The organism is Paracidobacterium acidisoli (genome assembly GCF_003428625.2).
Classification (GTDB): Bacteria; Acidobacteriota; Terriglobia; order Terriglobales; family Acidobacteriaceae; genus Paracidobacterium; species Paracidobacterium acidisoli.
Genome location: NZ_QVQT02000005.1, coordinates 254,194 through 271,942, shown reverse-complemented (window position 1 = coordinate 271,942; position 17,749 = coordinate 254,194). Strand labels below are relative to the sequence as shown.

At 53.8% G+C, this 17,749-nt stretch carries 10 protein-coding genes; 3 read left to right on the top strand and 7 right to left on the bottom strand.

All coding sequences use genetic code 11. The features are described from left to right. Window positions 1-3 precede the first annotated feature (3 nt). Together D0Y96_RS15100 and D0Y96_RS15095 are read right to left on the bottom strand one after the other, a co-directional pair. Window positions 4-1,248 (bottom strand): multiheme c-type cytochrome, encoded by a 1,245-nt coding sequence (locus tag D0Y96_RS15100; protein WP_158562419.1) that lies wholly within the window; start codon window positions 1,246-1,248, stop codon window positions 4-6. Window positions 1,249-1,304: 56 nt separating this feature from the next. Then, window positions 1,305-2,345: a hypothetical protein gene (locus tag D0Y96_RS15095; protein ID WP_147325086.1), complete on the bottom strand. Its 1,041-nt coding sequence runs from the start codon at window positions 2,343-2,345 to the stop codon at window positions 1,305-1,307. 393 nt (window positions 2,346-2,738) lie between these two features. Here D0Y96_RS15095 and D0Y96_RS15090 point away from each other — a divergent pair, with 393 nt between their 5' ends. After that, window positions 2,739-3,623: a ThuA domain-containing protein gene (locus D0Y96_RS15090; RefSeq protein ID WP_117301495.1), complete on the top strand. Its 885-nt coding sequence runs from the start codon at window positions 2,739-2,741 to the stop codon at window positions 3,621-3,623. 78 nt (window positions 3,624-3,701) lie between these two features. Here D0Y96_RS15090 and D0Y96_RS15085 read toward each other — a convergent pair whose 3' ends face one another. From D0Y96_RS15085 to D0Y96_RS15065, 5 genes are all read right to left on the bottom strand, one after another. Beyond that, window positions 3,702-5,264: a tetratricopeptide repeat protein gene (locus D0Y96_RS15085; RefSeq protein WP_117301493.1), complete on the bottom strand. Its 1,563-nt coding sequence runs from the start codon at window positions 5,262-5,264 to the stop codon at window positions 3,702-3,704. Beyond that, window positions 5,261-7,141, bottom strand: a complete 1,881-nt coding sequence (locus D0Y96_RS15080) for a tetratricopeptide repeat protein (protein ID WP_147325085.1) — start codon at window positions 7,139-7,141, stop codon at window positions 5,261-5,263. The genes D0Y96_RS15085 and D0Y96_RS15080 overlap by 4 nt, the downstream gene beginning before the upstream one ends. 233 nt (window positions 7,142-7,374) lie before the next feature. Next, window positions 7,375-10,959 (bottom strand): TonB-dependent receptor domain-containing protein, encoded by a 3,585-nt coding sequence (locus D0Y96_RS15075; RefSeq protein WP_158562418.1) that lies wholly within the window; start codon window positions 10,957-10,959, stop codon window positions 7,375-7,377. Window positions 10,960-11,672: 713 nt separating this feature from the next. After that, entirely contained in the window at window positions 11,673-13,514 is a 1,842-nt protein-coding gene (locus tag D0Y96_RS15070; RefSeq protein WP_117301486.1) for a beta-L-arabinofuranosidase domain-containing protein, read from the bottom strand. 43 nt (window positions 13,515-13,557) lie between these two features. After that, the gene (locus tag D0Y96_RS15065; protein ID WP_117301484.1) at window positions 13,558-15,612 is read right to left on the bottom strand and encodes a glycoside hydrolase family 127 protein; all 2,055 of its coding nucleotides are present in this window, start codon (window positions 15,610-15,612) and stop codon (window positions 13,558-13,560) included. Window positions 15,613-16,335: 723 nt separating this feature from the next. Here D0Y96_RS15065 and D0Y96_RS15060 point away from each other — a divergent pair. Beyond that, window positions 16,336-17,385 carry a hypothetical protein gene (locus D0Y96_RS15060; RefSeq protein WP_147325084.1) on the top strand — a complete coding sequence of 350 codons (1,050 nt, stop codon included), beginning with the start codon at window positions 16,336-16,338 and terminating at the stop codon, window positions 17,383-17,385. Next, window positions 17,382-17,693 carry a cytochrome c family protein gene (locus tag D0Y96_RS15055; RefSeq protein WP_117301479.1) on the top strand — a complete coding sequence of 104 codons (312 nt, stop codon included), beginning with the start codon at window positions 17,382-17,384 and terminating at the stop codon, window positions 17,691-17,693. The genes D0Y96_RS15060 and D0Y96_RS15055 overlap by 4 nt, the downstream gene beginning before the upstream one ends. Window positions 17,694-17,749: the final 56 nt, after the last annotated feature.

Here is a 17,749-nt window from a genome sequence, read left to right as displayed (position 1 = left end):
AACTCAGCGATACACCCTGATCCAGTGACTACGCATCTTCGGCTGTATTGCGCGACCGACGGTTTCTGACACAACAGCATCTGTCTGCTCAACAGGCATGTGGCAATCAACGCAATTCTCCGCGATTTTCACTCCCCCGGTTTTGAACATGCCGCAGCTCGATGCGAGGTGACAGGTAAGGCAGCGGCTAGAATAAGAAGCCGCTTCTTTTTCCGGCGCATGGATATCGTGGCAGGTCGAACAACTCATGCCGGGGGAAGACAAATAGCAGCGACTCTTTTTGAGCAAGCCGACCTGGTTTCCATGGACACTCGGCTTCTCTGCTATCTCCCCGGAGTTTGGCTGCAGATATTTATCGAGAGACTGACCGGCAACGAACGAAAACGCCGGAGCGAGTTCTTCGCCGCGCAATCCGTTATGACAAAGGGCACAAAGGTCGACCTGCCGGTCTCGCGGGAACTTTGCCGGATTCAGAATGCCGACGCCGGCTGCCGGTGCGGCACTTGGCTTTGCTGCCGATTCCAGCGCGATGTGAGCTTTGCCCGGACCGTGACATTTTTCGCAGGTAATGCCGACGACCAGACTTGCCTTGTCGTAACGATTGCTTAACGGATTAGCGGATAACTGGTGGATATAGGTGCTATGGCATTCAAGACAACGCGGCACCACCGCTCTGGAGAAATCCATCGAGCCATCTTTGTAGCCAGGACTGTTGATCCATTGATGGCCGTCTGTCCAGTAGCTCACCGGCAGCTCATACAGTTCGTCTCCCTGCCAGGACAGGTAGCTCTGACCTCGAACTCCGGACCCGACCACGATATCCATACGAGCTGTTTTCGTTTGATATTGGCCGGGCCAGCCTGCTACCGCAGTTTGATACGCGCCGTCGTTGCGAGCTTCCATTTTGAAGAACAGACCTGGATTCTCAGAGGTGGTTTCCGGCCTTACGATCATCAGCACATTTGATTCGTTCCGAAGTGAGCCCGCGATCGAATTGCTGCCAGCAATCGCAGAGGTGCTGTAGTGGGCCGTATGCGAGTATGAAGCCACCTGATCCTTGTGACACCCGGCACATGCTGCATCCCCTGCATAGCCATCGCGCCAGGCGGCATCTACCGGTGCCTTCTTCTCCGCATGGAGCGCCTTTCCGACGGCTATATCAGGTGCCCACTGGAGAGAGCCCAGAATAATAACGGCTATCGCCATTCCCGCTCGATGCATGTGCCGCATATTTTTCAGCAACTGCATCTTACTTTTCATATACGACGACTGAACAGTCTATCTTTCACAAGATCGATGCTTTGTTATTTTCCAGAAGATCCCAGCTTGTGAAAGGCATATTCATATCGCCAGGTAAATGACTGCCCTGGATTGACCGATATCTCGATGAACGGCTCGACCGCCATAACGGGGCGAATCGACCACATGGCCACATTCTTCAGCGGTCTGTCACCGGTGATAGTGAGTCCAACACCGAGGCGAGCATTGTCGATGCGCACATCATAGTCTTTCGCATCGTCTCCAAATCCATGGATTGTCGTAAAAACGCGATCTTCTCCGGTGAGTTTTTTCAGATAAACGATCTGATTTCCCCGCAATTCCGCCAGGCCTGCTTCAGGCGGGTGAACCGGACTGATCTGAAAAGGGAATGTAATGGTAAAGTCCGGCCCTGGCGGCTGTTTATCGAGTACCAGAAAATTATGGTCGTAGACATCGGTCTTAATCGACCGCTTCCCGGTGTTCGTTAGTCTGTGATCGATCACAATTCCCGACTTGTCCTGCAGAACCGTTATCGTCTTCTCGTAGCTGTACGAATATCCGCTGGATGGGTCCTGAATATCCTGGCCGAACTCGATCGAGTTCCCTTTTTTTCGCGTTTGCCAGTGTCCATTGTCTACGACCTCGTACAGGCGGAATGAATCGTACTTCGCATCGTCAGGCCTGCGAAGAACACCCACGCCAATTTTGACGAATGTTCCGCCCGGCTTTGCTTCATCGTAGCCCAGTGGGGTTGTAAATTCTTCAACGGGTCCGGTTGCCGCGGTGCAGGGACCGGCCACAATATCCGATCCGTCGTAGCTGAAGTCATGCACTGTGGCGTCGCCGCGAGTAAACCATTGATCAAACCAGGTGTGCCCCAGTGTGTCCAGTTCTCCAATAACACCCGACCAGTCGAACCGGGTTCCGCGATAAAAGCCTTTAGCCGCATCCGGAAGGTACACTTTTATCCTGGTCGTTCCGCTCGAAAGCTCTTCCTGTGGCGCAACATTTCTCACCTGCGCCGATGCGCCAAAGACAGCCAGTGACGACATTAACGTATAAGCAGCCGGCTTGATAAACAACATAGTTCCAGATGTCCTCTCGCTTCGCTCTTTCGTGAGCCACTTTACAGATGCACTTCCGACTTACTATCGATCAATACGGTCTCCGGCGTGTCCCGGTAGTTTGCTACTGCCGCGGCTGACAGACGGAGCTTCGATGGCTCAATCAGACTTATCATGACCACGGTATCCGACATAACACTTCTCTTCGAGCTTGCCAAATTTCCAGTTAGAATCTTCAGTTCTAGTTCCGAAATGAACTAATTTCTAATTCGACTGGAATAGTACTATACTGTGCCGTCGGCTCCTGTCAAAGGGTTTCCATACGCTGCTCCTGATTGATAAGTGAGGCCGCAACCGCAGGAAATACATGTGCATTACCTGTTATCAGGCTTCATGAATTAAGAAGGAGGCGGAATGTCCCTGAGGAATACCGTTATTGGATGCTGTCTTACTCTTTGCCTGCTCGGATCGAGTGCGGCCATCGCCCAAACTACATCGCCATCGCAAAGAACAGCCGATCAAAAGATCAGAGTTCTGATACTGACAGGAAACTCAGACTGGTCTCATCCCTGGCAGGGAACGGCACCCTTTCTGCAGGGCATTCTCAACAATACCGGACGCTTTGATGTGAAGCTCGAAGAGGAAGTACGCGGGATCACCGCAGAAACTCTATCTCACTACGACGTACTGGTTGACTATTACTATGGTCCGCGGTGGGGCGACGGCACCGAAAAAGCAGTCGAAGACTTTATCCGCTCCGGTAAGGGCATGGTTGCGATACACGGCGTGCTCTATGGTCCGTTTTTTGGACAGGCTGGCGGAACTCCAACAGAACCCCGCAGACTGGAAGGAGAGCCATGGCAGGCTTTCACGGATATGGTCGGCATGACCTGGGACATCAATAATATTGGTCACGCAAAGCGTCACGTTTTTGTGGTTCAGTGGGTCGACCGCGACAGCCCTGTCGACAAGGGGCTTCCTCCGACCTTTGTGGCGAATGATGAGCTTTATCACAAGATAGACCTCAAACCGACTGCCCATGTGCTGGCGTCAGCCTTTGACGACCCGAACAATCCAGGCGGCACAGGCAAGACCGAACCAGCCGTGTGGACGGTTAACTATGGCCAGGGGCGAGTAATGGTCACTGTACTGGGCCATGATCTGCTGGCGATGACTCAGCCTGGCTTCATGGATCTGCTGGCGCGCGGAACTGAATGGGCGGCTACCGGCAGTGTTGCACCGGGAGCATCCTCACTGGCTCCTTCCACCAGCCTTCAGGCTCCAGGGGCGAAACACTAGGAAGGTGAAGCATGCGGCGCGAGAGCCTTTACTTTTGCGCCGTTCCATTCTCCTCGATGCGAGATCCGGTTTAGCTTTTCACTGCGGTGGGAGCGTGCTTAGCCGTGATTTTTCTTCTTTGATCGCTTCTTCCTGCTGTGTCTGAGCAAGTTCGTGAGCTCTCACGCCCATGGCCTGCGCCTTCTGCCTATCGCCAAGGCGGGCATAGACGCGGCTCAGCTGAAAATATGCTTCCGCGTGAGTTGGATCAATTCGTATAGCGCTTTCGAACTCTTCCTGCGCTTTCTTTAGCTGTTCCTGCTGGAGGAAAATGACCCCCAGCTGGTAATGCGGCTCAACTATCTGCGGATTGAGTTGTGCCGCGCGCACCAGTGCGTCGATTGCCTGCGCTTGCTTTCCTACTCTCGCAGAAACAAGCCCGAACACATATTCGAGCGCGAAGTCAGGGGGAACTTTTCCGCGTCCGTCAGTCAGCACTACCAGTGCTTCCTGGTCTTTTCCATCCTTCATATACGCCTGCGCCAGAGCCACGTAACCGAGCGCAATTTCCGGATGCCTTTGGATGGCCACCTGATAATCAGCTGCAGCTTTGTCGTGATTGCCTCGCATCATCTCAATCGCACCCAGGCGAATTGTCAGTGGGTAGGGATCGGAAAGCTGCGCGATGCCGCGCTGCGTCCACTCGGCTGCTTCATCGTAACGGTTGAGGTCCATCAACAGATGCGTGCAGTCCAGATAGCGGTCGGGACTGTGAGGCTCGACGACAATAGCGTCTTCAAGAGCCTTCAGAGCAAGTGCAGAATTTCCGGCCGACTCTGCGGCCGACGCTACCATGGAAAGGACATTCACATCTTTTGTATGTTCTGCTTCCAGAGATGCGAGGATATGAATTGCTTCCTCTGTCTGATTTGCTTTTGAAAGGCTAATTGCGAGGTTATACCGGCTCTCCCATGATTCGGGGTGAGCTTTCAGGACGGAGCGGAAGCGCTGGGCTGAATCCAGATACATGCCTTTGTCACTGAATGCTTTCGCAAGATCGTATTCCTGCTCAATCGAAAACCCCGAACCGTTTTCCAGCAGATCAATCAACTGCTTTGCCTGATCGGGCACGCCGGAACGCAAACATGCCTTAGCTGCCGAAGCGGCTGCCTGAGGATCGTTTTTCAGGAATGGCTCTGCTGCCAGGAGGTGCGAGACAACGCCGCGATCCTGCTCGGTCGAGAGATAGACAAGAACAAAATAGTAGTGAATCGCCGGATCATTGCGATCGAGGGCCAGAGCTGATTTCAACTGCTGCTCGGCCGGCAGGTATTGCCCGGCACGCAGGTAGTTGAATGCGAGATTTTTATGTGGATCTGCAAGTTTTGGGTTCAGCCGGGATGCCGCTTCGTATGCCTTATTCGCGTTCTCAATATGGCCCAACTGGGTTTCGGTGATGCCGATGAGGTTCTCAAGGGATGCATTGTTCGGCTGCGCGCGCTTTGCCGCCTGGAATGCGTGCAACGCATCCTCATAATCTCCCTGACGAAATAACTGAACGCCTTGCTGCACCGGATCGGCCTGAGCAAACGATGGCGAAGCTGAGCAGAGCAGCACGGAAATGAGCAGGAAATAACCGGCCTGACGGGTGAACACGATCATTGCAGCTGCTTCTGAAAGGTTGTCATCTCTGTTTTGGCATGAGACAGATTTTCAAGCTTGATCTTTCGGCTTATTTCAAATTGCTCGCCGGCTTCCTTGTTTTTCCCAAGGGCCCGGTAAACCAGGCCGAGCTGGTAACGCGCCGCGCCATCAGGATCATGCTGTACGGCGAGCAGTAACTCCGCTGTGGCCCTCGTATACTCTTTCTGCGTGTAGTAGGCCTTTCCAAGCTGCTGATGGGCCGACCACAGATCATTCTCCTGCTGAACTGCATGCTCGAGGTAAGGGATTGCCTTCGCGGGGTCAAGCCGATTCAGATAAATCGCGCCAACCTCAGCATTCGCTTCCGGATTATCCTGATCCATGCCAAGAGCTGTCTGTAACTCTGTAAGGGCATCGTCTTCACGATGCAGCTTCACGAACAGATTCCCGATAGAAAAATGTATACCTGGCAGATTCGGAGCCATCGATTCGGCGAGCTTGTATTCACTCAGTGCCTTGTTGTCATTCTGGGACTCCTCATATATATCGCCCAAGGCCTGATGGGCCGGATAAGAATCGGGAGCCAGTTCCAATAACTTCTGAAGTGCAGAGAAGGAGAGAGCCTGATCGATTTTGGCCGAGAGATATACTGCCTGCAAATCGACAGGGTGCGTACTCAGCCATGACCGCACGGAGACATCAGCAGCGTTCAGGTTCTGCTGGTCGAACTGTATAAGGGCTCGCTGATAAGTCGTCGATGGATTAGAGTGCGGCGCACTTTGCTGGAATTGCTTCCAAGCCGCGAGCGATGCATCTGTCTGCCCCAGACGCAGATCAACAACTGCAATGGCGAGACTTCGCGCAGGTGCTGGCGGTGCAGCTTCTAGTTGAGAAAGAGCGCTGCGAAGCGACGACTGCGCGTCTTTCGCAAGCTCGTCCGATTTGCCGGCAACGGGATCAGGCGGCAAACCGACTGCGTGTGCGGCCTCCTCCGGCGCAGCTTTAATCGCTGATTCAAACTGAGTCAGCGCATCTCCGGGCTTATTCTCCAACAGCGCAATTTCGGCTAGCCTCGCCATCGCTGCCCCGGAACGGGGGTTTGTCTGCAGCTCCAGATGATATTCATGACTGGCCAGATCAAGCTCCTGATTCTGCAATGCTATTTCACCCAGACCGAAATGCGCGCCATGCCACTGAGTATCCAGCTCCAGCGCACGATAATAGTGCGCCTTTGCGTTCGACCACGCATGCTGGTCCTTATATATGTCTCCATAGATCTGATGCTGCAGGGGACTACCTTTCGCCGTCATAAATATGCGATCTATTTTTTGATCGGCGGCTCTGCGACAGAGCCTTGAAAGGTCCAGCAAAAGCGCAGGGTCCGAGGGGAAGAGCAGACTGGCTTTCTGCAATTCCGCCAATGCGGCGTCATGCTGGCCGCTGTCGCTGAGCGCCTCACTGAGCCACGTATGCGCTTGTTCATTTTTGGGCTCTGAACGTATCGCCGCTCTGAGATGAAGGACGGCAGACGCCGGCTGATGCATGCGGAGATCATCTATTCCCAGATAGAGGCTGACTCCCGGCAATCCAGGCTTCAACTTCTCAGCTTTGGCAAGAGCCTGCGCCGAGTCTGCATACTTTCCCTGCGCGTTGTAAACGAGCCCAAGGCTCGCGTATGCTTCCGCGGCGTTTGGCAGGAGCTGGACGACCTTCAGATACTCACTGGCAGCTTCATCCAACTGGCCTGCATTTTGCGCACGCTGTGCAGCAGCAAAGTGACGCAATGCTTCATCGTCGGAATCACGAGCCAGCGCGAAGGGAAGAAAAACCAGAAAGAGACAGGCAAGGGTAACTATCCCTTTGAAGCCCCTTCGGCAGCGGCCAAGAACCAGCATGACTATAAACAGCAAAGCAGAGCCCGATGATTCATTCGTCGAGCTCCCTTTAGCATGGCTACACTATACAGCACTTTCCTGAGAGTACGGAAAGCTATATGGGCAAATGAGCCGAACAGCTTTTGCTGTCTTGCTACAAATCCGGGAACGGTTTCTGTTGATGCCAGAGCAGCGCCATCTGTTCGTTGCACTACCAAAAGATGACGCCGCATCCCAGCACGTTTGTAAGCCAGTTAAAAGGTTATTCGGAAGTTTGCCTGCAGGGTTCTGCTCGATGGAACCGAGGTGGAGATATTGTTATTTACCTCCGCATTCGGTCCGGTACCGCAGGTAAATTCTCCGAATCCAGGATCTCCGACAGTGTTATCGAGGCATCCATAAGAGTGACGGTTAAAGATATTGAAGGCATCGAATCTGAAGTTCAGCCCAACGCGTTCCGTGAAGAGTGGGAACCTCTTTCCGATCTGAAGATCTTCGTCTTTGTGTGCAAAGTTTCGAGCCCCTCCCAGGAGTCTTGGCGCATTTCCAAAGGTATAGTTCGGCGACTGGGTAAATGCCGCCGGATTGACCTTTCGACTCTGACCAAAGACATACTTACCGCCACGGAAGCCTGATACATCGGCACCAGCGACCATGTTCGGTCTGTTCTGAGCTCCCGTCGCCTGACCGGCGAAGATGCCCGAAGTCCAGTTACTTTCCGTGACAGAGAGTGGGAAGCCAGTGGAGTAGGCTACCAGTCCTCCAATCGTCCATCCTCCTACTGCCAGATCGACTGCCTTGTTGGTGCTGCCGAGAACCTTTTTACCTTTTCCAACCGGTAATTCATAGGTATAGGCTATCTTGGCATTCTGCGGCTGATCGAACTCACTGTAAGACTTCACATCTTTTGGATTCGCCGGGTTATAGAGACCAGCCGGAGAGCCTCCATTCCACGCTTCCTGCGGAGCATAATCCGCGTCTGCATCGGTGAGGTTCTTTGACCAGGTATAGTTTGCCAGGACAGTCAGCCCGGCACCGTAGCGCTTGGTGAGCTGTACCTGCAAAGCGTTGTATGTGTAATTTCCCCAGGGGTTCGCGCTGAATGATGTGTCCAGGTCCTCCGTCTGATACTGCGGGAAGGGACGCAGTGCCTGAGCGACGGTTGCCGCAGAACCGAAATCGTTGAGGAAGTTCGTATAGGGGATGGGAACCACCGGCATACCGGCGCATTCCGGGCTGGTGGTCTGATTCGTAACCAGCACCGAAAGGCAATTTCCATAGGAGAGCGCAGAGACAGGACCTACGTTCGGGTCTTTCAGCAGGGCCTGCAGATGAGATCCGTGGTTGCCGACATACGCCGCATCCAGCAGCCATTGTCCAGGAAGCTGACGCTGTATATCCAGTGTCCAGTTCTGGACCGCGCCGGCTCTGGCAAGTCTTCCCGGAAGCATTACCGGACCACCCGTTGCGGCACCACCACCACCATTCAGGCCATTCAGGGCAGTCGGCGAGATAACCGGTGGAGGAACGCCTGGATAACTCGTTACCTGGCTGGGTATCACGGCAGGCGTCTGCTGATTTACATTTGCAGGCCACTTATACCCGGGAGCGAAGAACCCTGCGCTGTCCGTGTTCGCAAAGTTAGATACTTTCAGCGCGGTGTAGTAGATTCCATACGCAGCGCGGACGACAGTATTATTGTTCAACTGATATACCGCTCCGAGGCGAGGTCCCCATGAACCCCAGTATTGATTCATCGGACTGCACCTGCCATCACGACCTGTGCCCTTACCCTGGAATTCCATAGCACCGGGAAGGTTATCCGCGCCCGGGTTCGGCAGTGTCGGATTTACCTGCGAGGTTCTGCACTGAGATTCCTGTACCGGTTCCGGAATTTCATATCTCAAACCGTAATTCACCGTCAGCTTGCGAGTTGCCTTCCAGTCATCCTGGCCATAGAAGTCCCAATACCGGGCTCGCATACCTGCAGACTGTGGTCCGCCAACTGTTCCTGTCGTCGCCGCACCGAGAAAGAATGAGGCTACACCCGATCCGGAATTTGGATCGATCGGATTCCCCGAAGCATTATTTCCAGCAGAGGTGAGTGTGTTCTCGAAGCTGAAATCGGCGGCCGCATTACTGCCGTAGTACACATTGAATTCCTGTCTACGATGTCCAATGCCAAACTGAAACGTGTGATTACCATGAATCCAAGAAAGAGATTCATCCATCTCATAGCTGTTATCTACAAAGCTGCCATTATCACCAGGAGGAGTGCTGATGTTTCCGCCATGGGGGTCATACTGAATCCCCATGTTGGGGATCAGAATATCGACGAAATCTCCGTGCCATCCAAGTTTGTCTTCCCACTGACCGATCCCGTTCGGTCCGTCTTCCGTACGATCCCGGCGCGTAAAGCCAAAGTTCAGATGATTCAGAAGATTCGGCGTGATTGTCCAGTCTTCTGCCAAACGCACATAGTGCGTCATGGTGCTGCCGAAGTTATTTGTGAAAAGAGGGCCGATGGAATAGTTATCCACTACCGGCATATCTGCCTGAGCGAAGCTTCCATACAGCTTGTTCCTCTGGCCGATATTCTGATCAATGCGGATAGAATACAGGTCGTTGTTCACCGGAGCTGAAAGCGAATAATTCAGGTTCAACCATGGCCGTGTCGTTATCTGAGGAGTTGGCAGCAGAGCCATGTAGTTTTTAGCGAGCGGATCCAGCCGATCCGTCGGAATCTGATTGTTTACGAATGGCTGGCAGGTCTTTCCAAGATTCGCTCCCGAGCACGTTGTGTAGTCATAGAGCTGTCTTCCTGGATAAACCACTCCATTCACCGACTGCGTGGGCAGCAGTGCGGAAAAGTCTCCATTCTGCCACATGGCGGGCGTCGGATAGGACTGCGTGTTATGCGAGACGGAGATGTAACGGAAACCTTCATACGAGAAGAACCAGAATGTCTTACCTCTGCCGTCATACAGTTTTGGAATAAAGACCGGGCCGCCGCCAAAACCGCCGAAGTCGTTCTGAGTATCCGTGGGCTTGGCATTTCCCAGATGATTGTTCTGCCAGCTGTTCGCGTCGAATACCTTGTTCTTCAACAGATCATAGACACCGCCATGGAACTGATCCCCGCCCGATCTGGTAGCAACGTTGACAAACCCACCGCCCGTGCGACCATACTCCGCAGGGAAGGTACTGGTCTGCACTTTGAACTCGTTGACTGCCTCGACACTGATCCCAAAGTTCCATTGATAGTTCGGCGAGGCGAGAGAGACCGATGCGCCATCCAGGAGAACATCCGCGCTGCCGCTTCCACCGCCGTTTAGTTTGAAGCTGGCCTGCGACTGCGGATTGCCGGAGGCATCTCCCTCAAAGCCCGGCGTCAGCGTCATGAACTGCAGGGGGCTGCGAACCAGGCCACTGAAACTCAGAGGCAGCTGCTGAATCAGCTTCGGAGAAACAGTAGTACCAACGTCGGAGCTTTCCGTCTGAATCTGCTGCACGTTTCCATTCACTACGACCTGCTGCGTCGCCTGGCCGATCTGCATCGAGACATTGGCTGTCGTAGTATTGCCAACCGAGATGCCTACGCCTTGCTGGATCTGCTGGCTGAAGCCCGTAGCGGCGACTTTCAGCGTATAGGTGCCTACGGCGACCTGAGGGAACACATATCGTCCATCACTGTTCGATATCGATGAATAGTTGGTGCCCATTTCGGCGTTCGTCAGGGTAACGGTGGCGTTGGGGATTACGGCACCGCCAGGATCTGTTACCGTTCCGGTCAGAGAACCTCCTCCGGCCTGGGCCCAAACTCCTGTTGCAGATGCCAATAATATGATTAGCGCCGGCAACACGCAGTACAGAAATGTATATTTTCTGAATTTATAGCTGTTGGCCACTGATAGTCTCCTTGAAATATCACCGTGGTTCTATCTTCACGAGTCTGACAAATGAAGCAATCCATAGTTCTCTGAACTCAACACCGATTTGTCTGCTTCCTGCCTGCCCGATCATTCCGGATTGAGGGGTGGTATCCGGGCTCGGAGCGAATCCACAATCTTTGTTCTCGCAACTGCGCTCAGGAGTTGCCAGGAGGTTGACTGGAACTCAGCTTTTTTAATGAGCTGGCCCACGGTATATCTCCTTAGTCCTGCAATTCGTTATAGTTCCATAGCGAACTGCCTACCAATCGCTCAATTGCAGCTAAGTTCTTAGCTTTGGGCTGCAAGAGGTGTCAAGGAGTTTTTTGAAAGGAAGTTCCGTAATGAATGCACGGCCGATTAAGACCTCTGCAGTGACACATTGAACTATCCATCAATAACCAGACGTGTCCGGTCAGTGAAGATAGTTAAATCGCTTTTATTAGGGATTTCTCTTCAGGAAGGTATTTCAATAGACCAAAATGCGGCAGGAGACGCATGGTGTGTCGGCGTCTCCCGCGAGTAAACATTCTGTGCCAATATTTGTTCGGTATACAGGCCAAATCGCCAGGTGTTCGATGCACCTTAGGGCGATGCAGACTATGCGCCTTACAACGATTCCGTCAGAGGACTTTCTGATAGAGGCGGTACTTTTCGCTGCGGATGGATGCAAAGGATGTAAATCGAACTTTTCCGGTGCTGCTTTCGACCTGCCAGTCGGAAGATCCGGAAGACGTCTGCGCCGCATGCATCAACTGGCTCCGATCGAACTGTCCGAAGGATTCGCCTATTGCGAAGAGCGCCAGAGGACCATGGGTAAGAGCCAGGGTATTCGGATGCTGAGGGTCCACGGCTTCGAGACGCATTGGCATATCGAACTCAATCTCCACCCGATCTCTGCTTTTCCACGTACGCCGAACTAAAAAGAATGCTCCAGGGCTTATATCCTGATCCACTTTTCTTCCATTTATGGATACTTGTGTGCCGGACCCGGCCCATGCGGGGATGCGCAAAGCTATCTCGAACTCTTCCGGCTGATCAAGCTGAAGATCCAGGCTCGACTGCGCCAGCAGAGGATAATTCGTTCTCTGCGTCAGCGAGCAAAGTGTTCCGTTCTGCCGCCATGTCACTTTCGAAGGGACATATAAATTGACGTACACGCCCCGTGCGCTTCGAAAATACGAGCTGATTCCGTAGTCGGCTGTAATCTGCGGGAATGTTCCCGAGCAGCACGGCCATTTGTCCTGGTGATAGAACTTTGAAGCTGAATCGTTATAGTCCGAGTAGTAGAAACTGCTTCCATCTTCCAGTAATGGCTTCGCCCCGAGGATTGTGTTGTAGAGCACTCTTTCCATGCTGTCTCCGTAGCGGCTGTCTCCGGAGACGCTGAGCAGGTAGCGTGCGATCTTAAAATGTCCGTAAGCGCCACATGGAGTTTCAAAGCTCGCATGTGTTTTTTCAAGGCTTTCGCCAATTTCACCACTCCCAGGAGCACGGAAGGTTTCATCCGGCCCCCATCCTCCGGTAGCGAAGCTCTGCGTTGTTCTGACGAAATCGAAGCCGTTGCGCGCTGCGCGCAGGTGGGCATCGCTGCCACTTACCAGATAGCACTGAAACGCGGAGCACAACGCATTGAGATGACTGTAAGCATGCTGCCCGGGAAGAACGTTCTCCCCTTCGGCCAGAGGATCGAAATAGTCCTTGTCCTGCAAAAAGCGCTCTGCGAGATGCCTGTATCGAGGGCCTGCACCGCGCTGCCAGGCAAGATAAAAGTTTTCAGGCAGCGTATAGGTTTCGTCCCAGGTAAAAGCGATGTTTTTGTGGGGGCGCGCCTCCTGCTCGGCACGAGTAAGCGCCTTCTCCGGCAAGAAAGGAAGCACCGCATCGGTGGCGTGATTCAGCACGGCAAGCGCTTCAGGATCAGCAGCAAACTGATGTGCATCGATCAGACCACAGTTCGTTTTATCGAATGTGTACGCCGGCAACGGATAGTCCATATAGAACTTCTTCGATACCGTTGCCGCGAAGCCCCGCACGAGCCGCTGAACCTTCTGCTGTGTGGGCTTTGACCCTGTAACAGCAGAGGCACGCGCCAACCCGGACAGATATTGCCCGAACGAGTGGCCTGCAATGTAACCGGTCATATTGCGCGGCGGATCGAATTCGGCCGAGAAGCTGTACCAGCCGCCCATATCTTCTCCAGGCGCAGGCAAACCTGCTTTCTGGCGAAAGGGTTTCAACAGGCGGTCATCGTCGAGGGAGAGAAAGAATGCATGATTGGCTCGAAACTGTTCGAGCATTGGACCATCGAGCAACTGAACATCCGCATAGCCAAACTGAGAAAGCCGCGGCGTTACCGCATTTCCGGCAAGGGCATTCGCACTGCGAGCGGACCGCAGCAGGACAGCACCTCCCGCTGCGGCCGCGCTCGTCTTCAGAAAACTTCTCCGTGATATTTTCTGCATATTCTCTCCAAAGCAGGACAGGCAAGCGTGAAAACGAATTCGACTATGCGCGTGAATACGGTATCCAGACCTGCATATTTGACGGCTCCCGATTTGCCCATGCGTAATACGGAATGAGACGGAGCGGCATGCTCTGTCCTCCGGAGCCTGCGGTCTGCGCAGCTTGATAAAGTGCAGCGGAAGCGGCCTGCTCGTTGACCACCCCTGCGTGCGTCAACTCAACAACGCCATCCAGAAGGTCGGCGTTGTACTGCGCCGTCGTTTCTCCTGACAGGCGTGCGGCGAATAACGCGAAGTTGTCCGGCTTTGCGTCGGCCTGGTCGAGCTGCTCCATACAGAAGACCACCGGCCCGCGCTGTACTGCGATCCGGCCTGTGTCTTCGGCGACGGCCGGATTGGCCCGTACGAGCTTCGGCTGCATATCGAGATTAAGCTCGATATTTTCTTCTCCGCTCCAGCGGCGCCGAATGGCCAGATATCGTCCGGGGGCAATATTTCCCATTTGCCTACCCCCCACACTCACCGATGACGCTCGGGACCAGGAGGGAATGCGCAGGAATATGGTGAACTCTTCCGGCTGGCCAGGCATTACGCGCAGATTGACGCGGCCTTCCCAGGGATATTTTGTGGTCTGCGTGATGCGAATCGCATTCCCGCTCTCCAGGCGCCAGTTCAGCTCAGAATTGTCATAGAGATGAATGTAGATCCCTTCTGATGAGGTGCTGTAAAAATATCCCGGCAGCGATGCCAGGGTGCGCTCCAGATTCGGGGGGCAGCAGGTGGTGTCGTACCACGGATTGCGGATACGATCGCCAGTCGAGGGGTCGAAGGCCAGCGGATTGCGATAACAATACAGCCTGCCATTCAGCGACATACCGGAATTGATTCCGTTATAGAGCGCGCGCTCCATCACATCTGCATGCCTTGCGTCGGCAGTTGCCGAGAGCATGCGGTAATTCCACATCATGTTTCCGATTGCCGCGCAGCTTTCTCCATAAGCCCGCGCGTTCGGAAGCTCGTAGGCATCGCCGAAGGCTTCTCCTTCGCTGCGCGCACCGACTCCCCCGGTGATGTAGAGCTGATGCTCGATCAGGTCTTCCCACAGATGCGTCAGCGTATTGAGATAAGACGCATCTCCGGTTTCGAGGTAGTAATCTGTCGCGCCGCAACACGCATACATGGCACGCACAGCATGTCCTTCGAGCTTTGTGCGCGACGTGAAAGGAATGCCGCAGAACATATACACGATCTGCCGCTCTTTCAGCGGAATGCGCGTGTCGCCGTGCAGGATATATCCTGCGAGCTCAAGATACTTATGATTCCCGGTGGTGCGATACAGCTCGATCAGCGACATCTCGATTTCAGGATGCCCTGCCACGATCGGCTTCTGATTGGGGCCGGGGCCGTAGTTTGGCAGAAGAAAGCCGTCGACAAACTTTATGCCTGCATCGAGCAGCGTAGGATCGCCGGTGGCCCGATAGTACGCAATGGAACCCTGGATGAGATGACCGATGTTGTACAGCTCATGCCCGGTGGTCTGCGTATCCGGAAGCATGCGTAGTTTCGACCGATCCTGCACATAATAGGTGTTCAGATAGCCGCCCGGCTCCTGCGCGGCCACGATTTCATGAATGACTGTGTCGGCTTTTTCCCGAAGCGCCGGCAGATTTTGGGTCTGCAGGGCAAATCCAACGGCTTCGGTCCACTTATACATGTCGGAATCGGAGTAGACGGGACCCTTTTGCGGCGCATCCGATCTGCCTTCAAGCCGGAGAAAATTATCCATGCGGCCGTGGGCGATCAGCTCGTCATACATGCTTGGGATACTGTCCTGCACATTCGTCTGCCGTCTTTTCGACCAGAATCCTTCCTGGATGGTGACGGCGGCCACCGGCACGCCTTTGAGTTTTGCATACGGCGAATGAGAAAGATCGATGACGCCTTTGTCTTTCCACGGATACTGCGGATCTGCGTTGCCCGCCTGGGCCATTGAAGAGTACAGAGCGCCGGCATGTGCGGTAGTGAACAGTGATGCCGCGGCTGTGCCTGCTGCGGCCGATAGAAACGTTCTGCGGCTCATTGTCTCTGTTTTTTTCATTACGGGCTCCCCGTTTCGGCGGCTGTCGGTCGAGCGTTTTCCTAGGCGAAGGCTGTCCGGGGAAAACGCTTACTCATACAAATACTGAACCAGCGTACCATCGGAATGCAACTCCTGAATGGCAGCTGTTCGCGCTAAAGATTTTTGGCCTTTCCCGGGCATACGGCCGTTCCTTATTCCGCCAAAACGGTGGCACTGCTGTACCCCATGCTCGGAGAAGGAGTTCATCTCCTGGACCGACGATATAGTCAGGCGTAACAGGTCCCCTGTCCGGCGGAGCAAAGGTCGACGGAGCATTCAGGAATAGGCTGCTGCCAAATGCCGGGAACAACTTTTCAGTTGCCCTGCAACAAATCACCGGAACTCTGTGATTTTTACGAAGCGTGCCTCCAAATTTTTGGCGCCCCACTCCGTAGGCAACCGATGGCGACGACGATTCGGCCTCACTTATCGCATTGCTCTCACAGGGCATTTTTTCATCCACCTGAACGCATCTGTTTCCGTGCATCACGAGTGATTTATATCCCGGCAAACCCTCTTAAATTGCAGACCCGAATACGTGACAAAGGAATGACATCACGCAGGCAAGCAGCAGACAGGCATTTCCTACACTCGCCTCATTGACAGTTGCCACGGCTGTTCACGCAGCTGTGAGTCCGAATCAAAGAGGTGGCCGTTGAGTCACGAAGAGCAAAACGCAACCACTGGAAAGATGGGAACGAGATGAGAGTCTGGATACTTGCAGGCTTATTGCTGTTGTGCGCTCTCCAGCTCCATGCACAGGACGCCGATACCGATACGACTCATGCCGGCTATGCGCCGGTCCTGAGCGGAGATGTCGATTACATCTACAACGTGAATGGCGGCATTCCCACGCTCCTGCCGCAGATCAATCCGCTTTTACTGCTTCCGCTGGGAAGCCATCTCCTCGTGGAAAGCCGTACGGAATTTACCGGCTTCTTTGAGCGCCGTAACGGAACTTCAGGAGATTACACCGGAGAGATATTCAAAACCGTTGACTATGCGCAGCTCGACTGGCTGGCGAATACGCATGCGACTGTTGTGGCCGGCAAGTACATTCTTCCCTTCGGGCTGGTATCGGAGCGTCTTGAGCCGGTATGGATACGTAACTTTCAGGATCTTCCTATTGACTATTCGATTGGCACACGCACCAGCGGAGCAGGCGAAGGCGGCATGCTGCGCGGTGTTATTGCGCAGACCAACAGTGCCAGCGTGCAGTACTCCGCATATTACTCGGCTCACAGCGGCGTGAATCAGCTTCAAGCATCGCGAACGCTTGGTGAGGACGTGAGTGTCTATTTTCCCAATCGGCATATTGAGCTGGGCACCTCTTATCAGCGATTTCGCGAGGGACACCACAGCAATAATGAAACCGCTTATCTCTCATGGCAGCCGCTACAGGCGCCATTCGATCTGAAGGCACAATACGACCGCTCCTTTACGGGGCAGGGATTCTGGATTGATGGAGCGTACATGCTTTCTCAGGTTCCTGTGGCGAATGCCTTTATGAAAAATGTTCAGCTCGCGATGCGCGTCCAGGACTTCCATCCGCTTCATGGAGGCGGCTCCGGAGTACCGAACATCGAGACACAACGGGTGGATTTTGGAGTGAATTACTACCTCAAGAGCAACTGGAGAATTATCTCGAGTTATGGGCGGCAATTCACTTCAAAACAGGATGCCAATATCTGGAACACGGGCTTTACCTATCGCTTTACATGGCCGCTTTGGCCGGAAAAGAAAGTGAGATGAAAACGATGCTTCGTCGTTACCCAACAATCTTCTTACTGGCCGGCATCGTTCTTCTTGCCGCGAGCGGCACAGTACCGTTTACCGCACGCGCGCAGACAGGCAGTGCAGGGACCAAAACATCACAGAGTACGCAGAAGACTGAACAGCCACGCGGGGAGCGCGTTTTTATGAACAACTGCTCGCGCTGCCATAAACCTCCGATGACGATTCCTCCGCAGATCACGGGCACCATTGTGATGCACATGCGCACACGGGCAAGATTGTCCAGCAAAGATCAGCAGGACCTTTTGCGTTACCTCGCTCCATAATTCTTCTTCTGGATGCTCTTCGCCAGAGGTTCCGATGTGTCCTTCAGCCCCTGACT

What these genes read in the sequence shown, in the direction of transcription:
- D0Y96_RS15100 (WP_158562419.1), bottom strand. Translation starts at nt 1,248, where the DNA reads ATGCAGTTGCTGAAAAATATGCGGCACATGCATCGAGCGGGAATGGCG.
- D0Y96_RS15095 (WP_147325086.1), bottom strand. Translation starts at nt 2,345, where the DNA reads ATGTTGTTTATCAAGCCGGCTGCTTATACGTTAATGTCGTCACTGGCT.
- D0Y96_RS15090 (WP_117301495.1), top strand. Translation starts at nt 2,739, where the DNA reads ATGTCCCTGAGGAATACCGTTATTGGATGCTGTCTTACTCTTTGCCTG.
- D0Y96_RS15085 (WP_117301493.1), bottom strand. Translation starts at nt 5,264, where the DNA reads ATGATCGTGTTCACCCGTCAGGCCGGTTATTTCCTGCTCATTTCCGTG.
- D0Y96_RS15080 (WP_147325085.1), bottom strand. Translation starts at nt 7,141, where the DNA reads ATGCTGGTTCTTGGCCGCTGCCGAAGGGGCTTCAAAGGGATAGTTACC.
- D0Y96_RS15070 (WP_117301486.1), bottom strand. Translation starts at nt 13,514, where the DNA reads ATGCAGAAAATATCACGGAGAAGTTTTCTGAAGACGAGCGCGGCCGCA.
- D0Y96_RS15065 (WP_117301484.1), bottom strand. Translation starts at nt 15,612, where the DNA reads ATGAAAAAAACAGAGACAATGAGCCGCAGAACGTTTCTATCGGCCGCA.
- D0Y96_RS15060 (WP_147325084.1), top strand. Translation starts at nt 16,336, where the DNA reads ATGAGAGTCTGGATACTTGCAGGCTTATTGCTGTTGTGCGCTCTCCAG.
- D0Y96_RS15055 (WP_117301479.1), top strand. Translation starts at nt 17,382, where the DNA reads ATGAAAACGATGCTTCGTCGTTACCCAACAATCTTCTTACTGGCCGGC.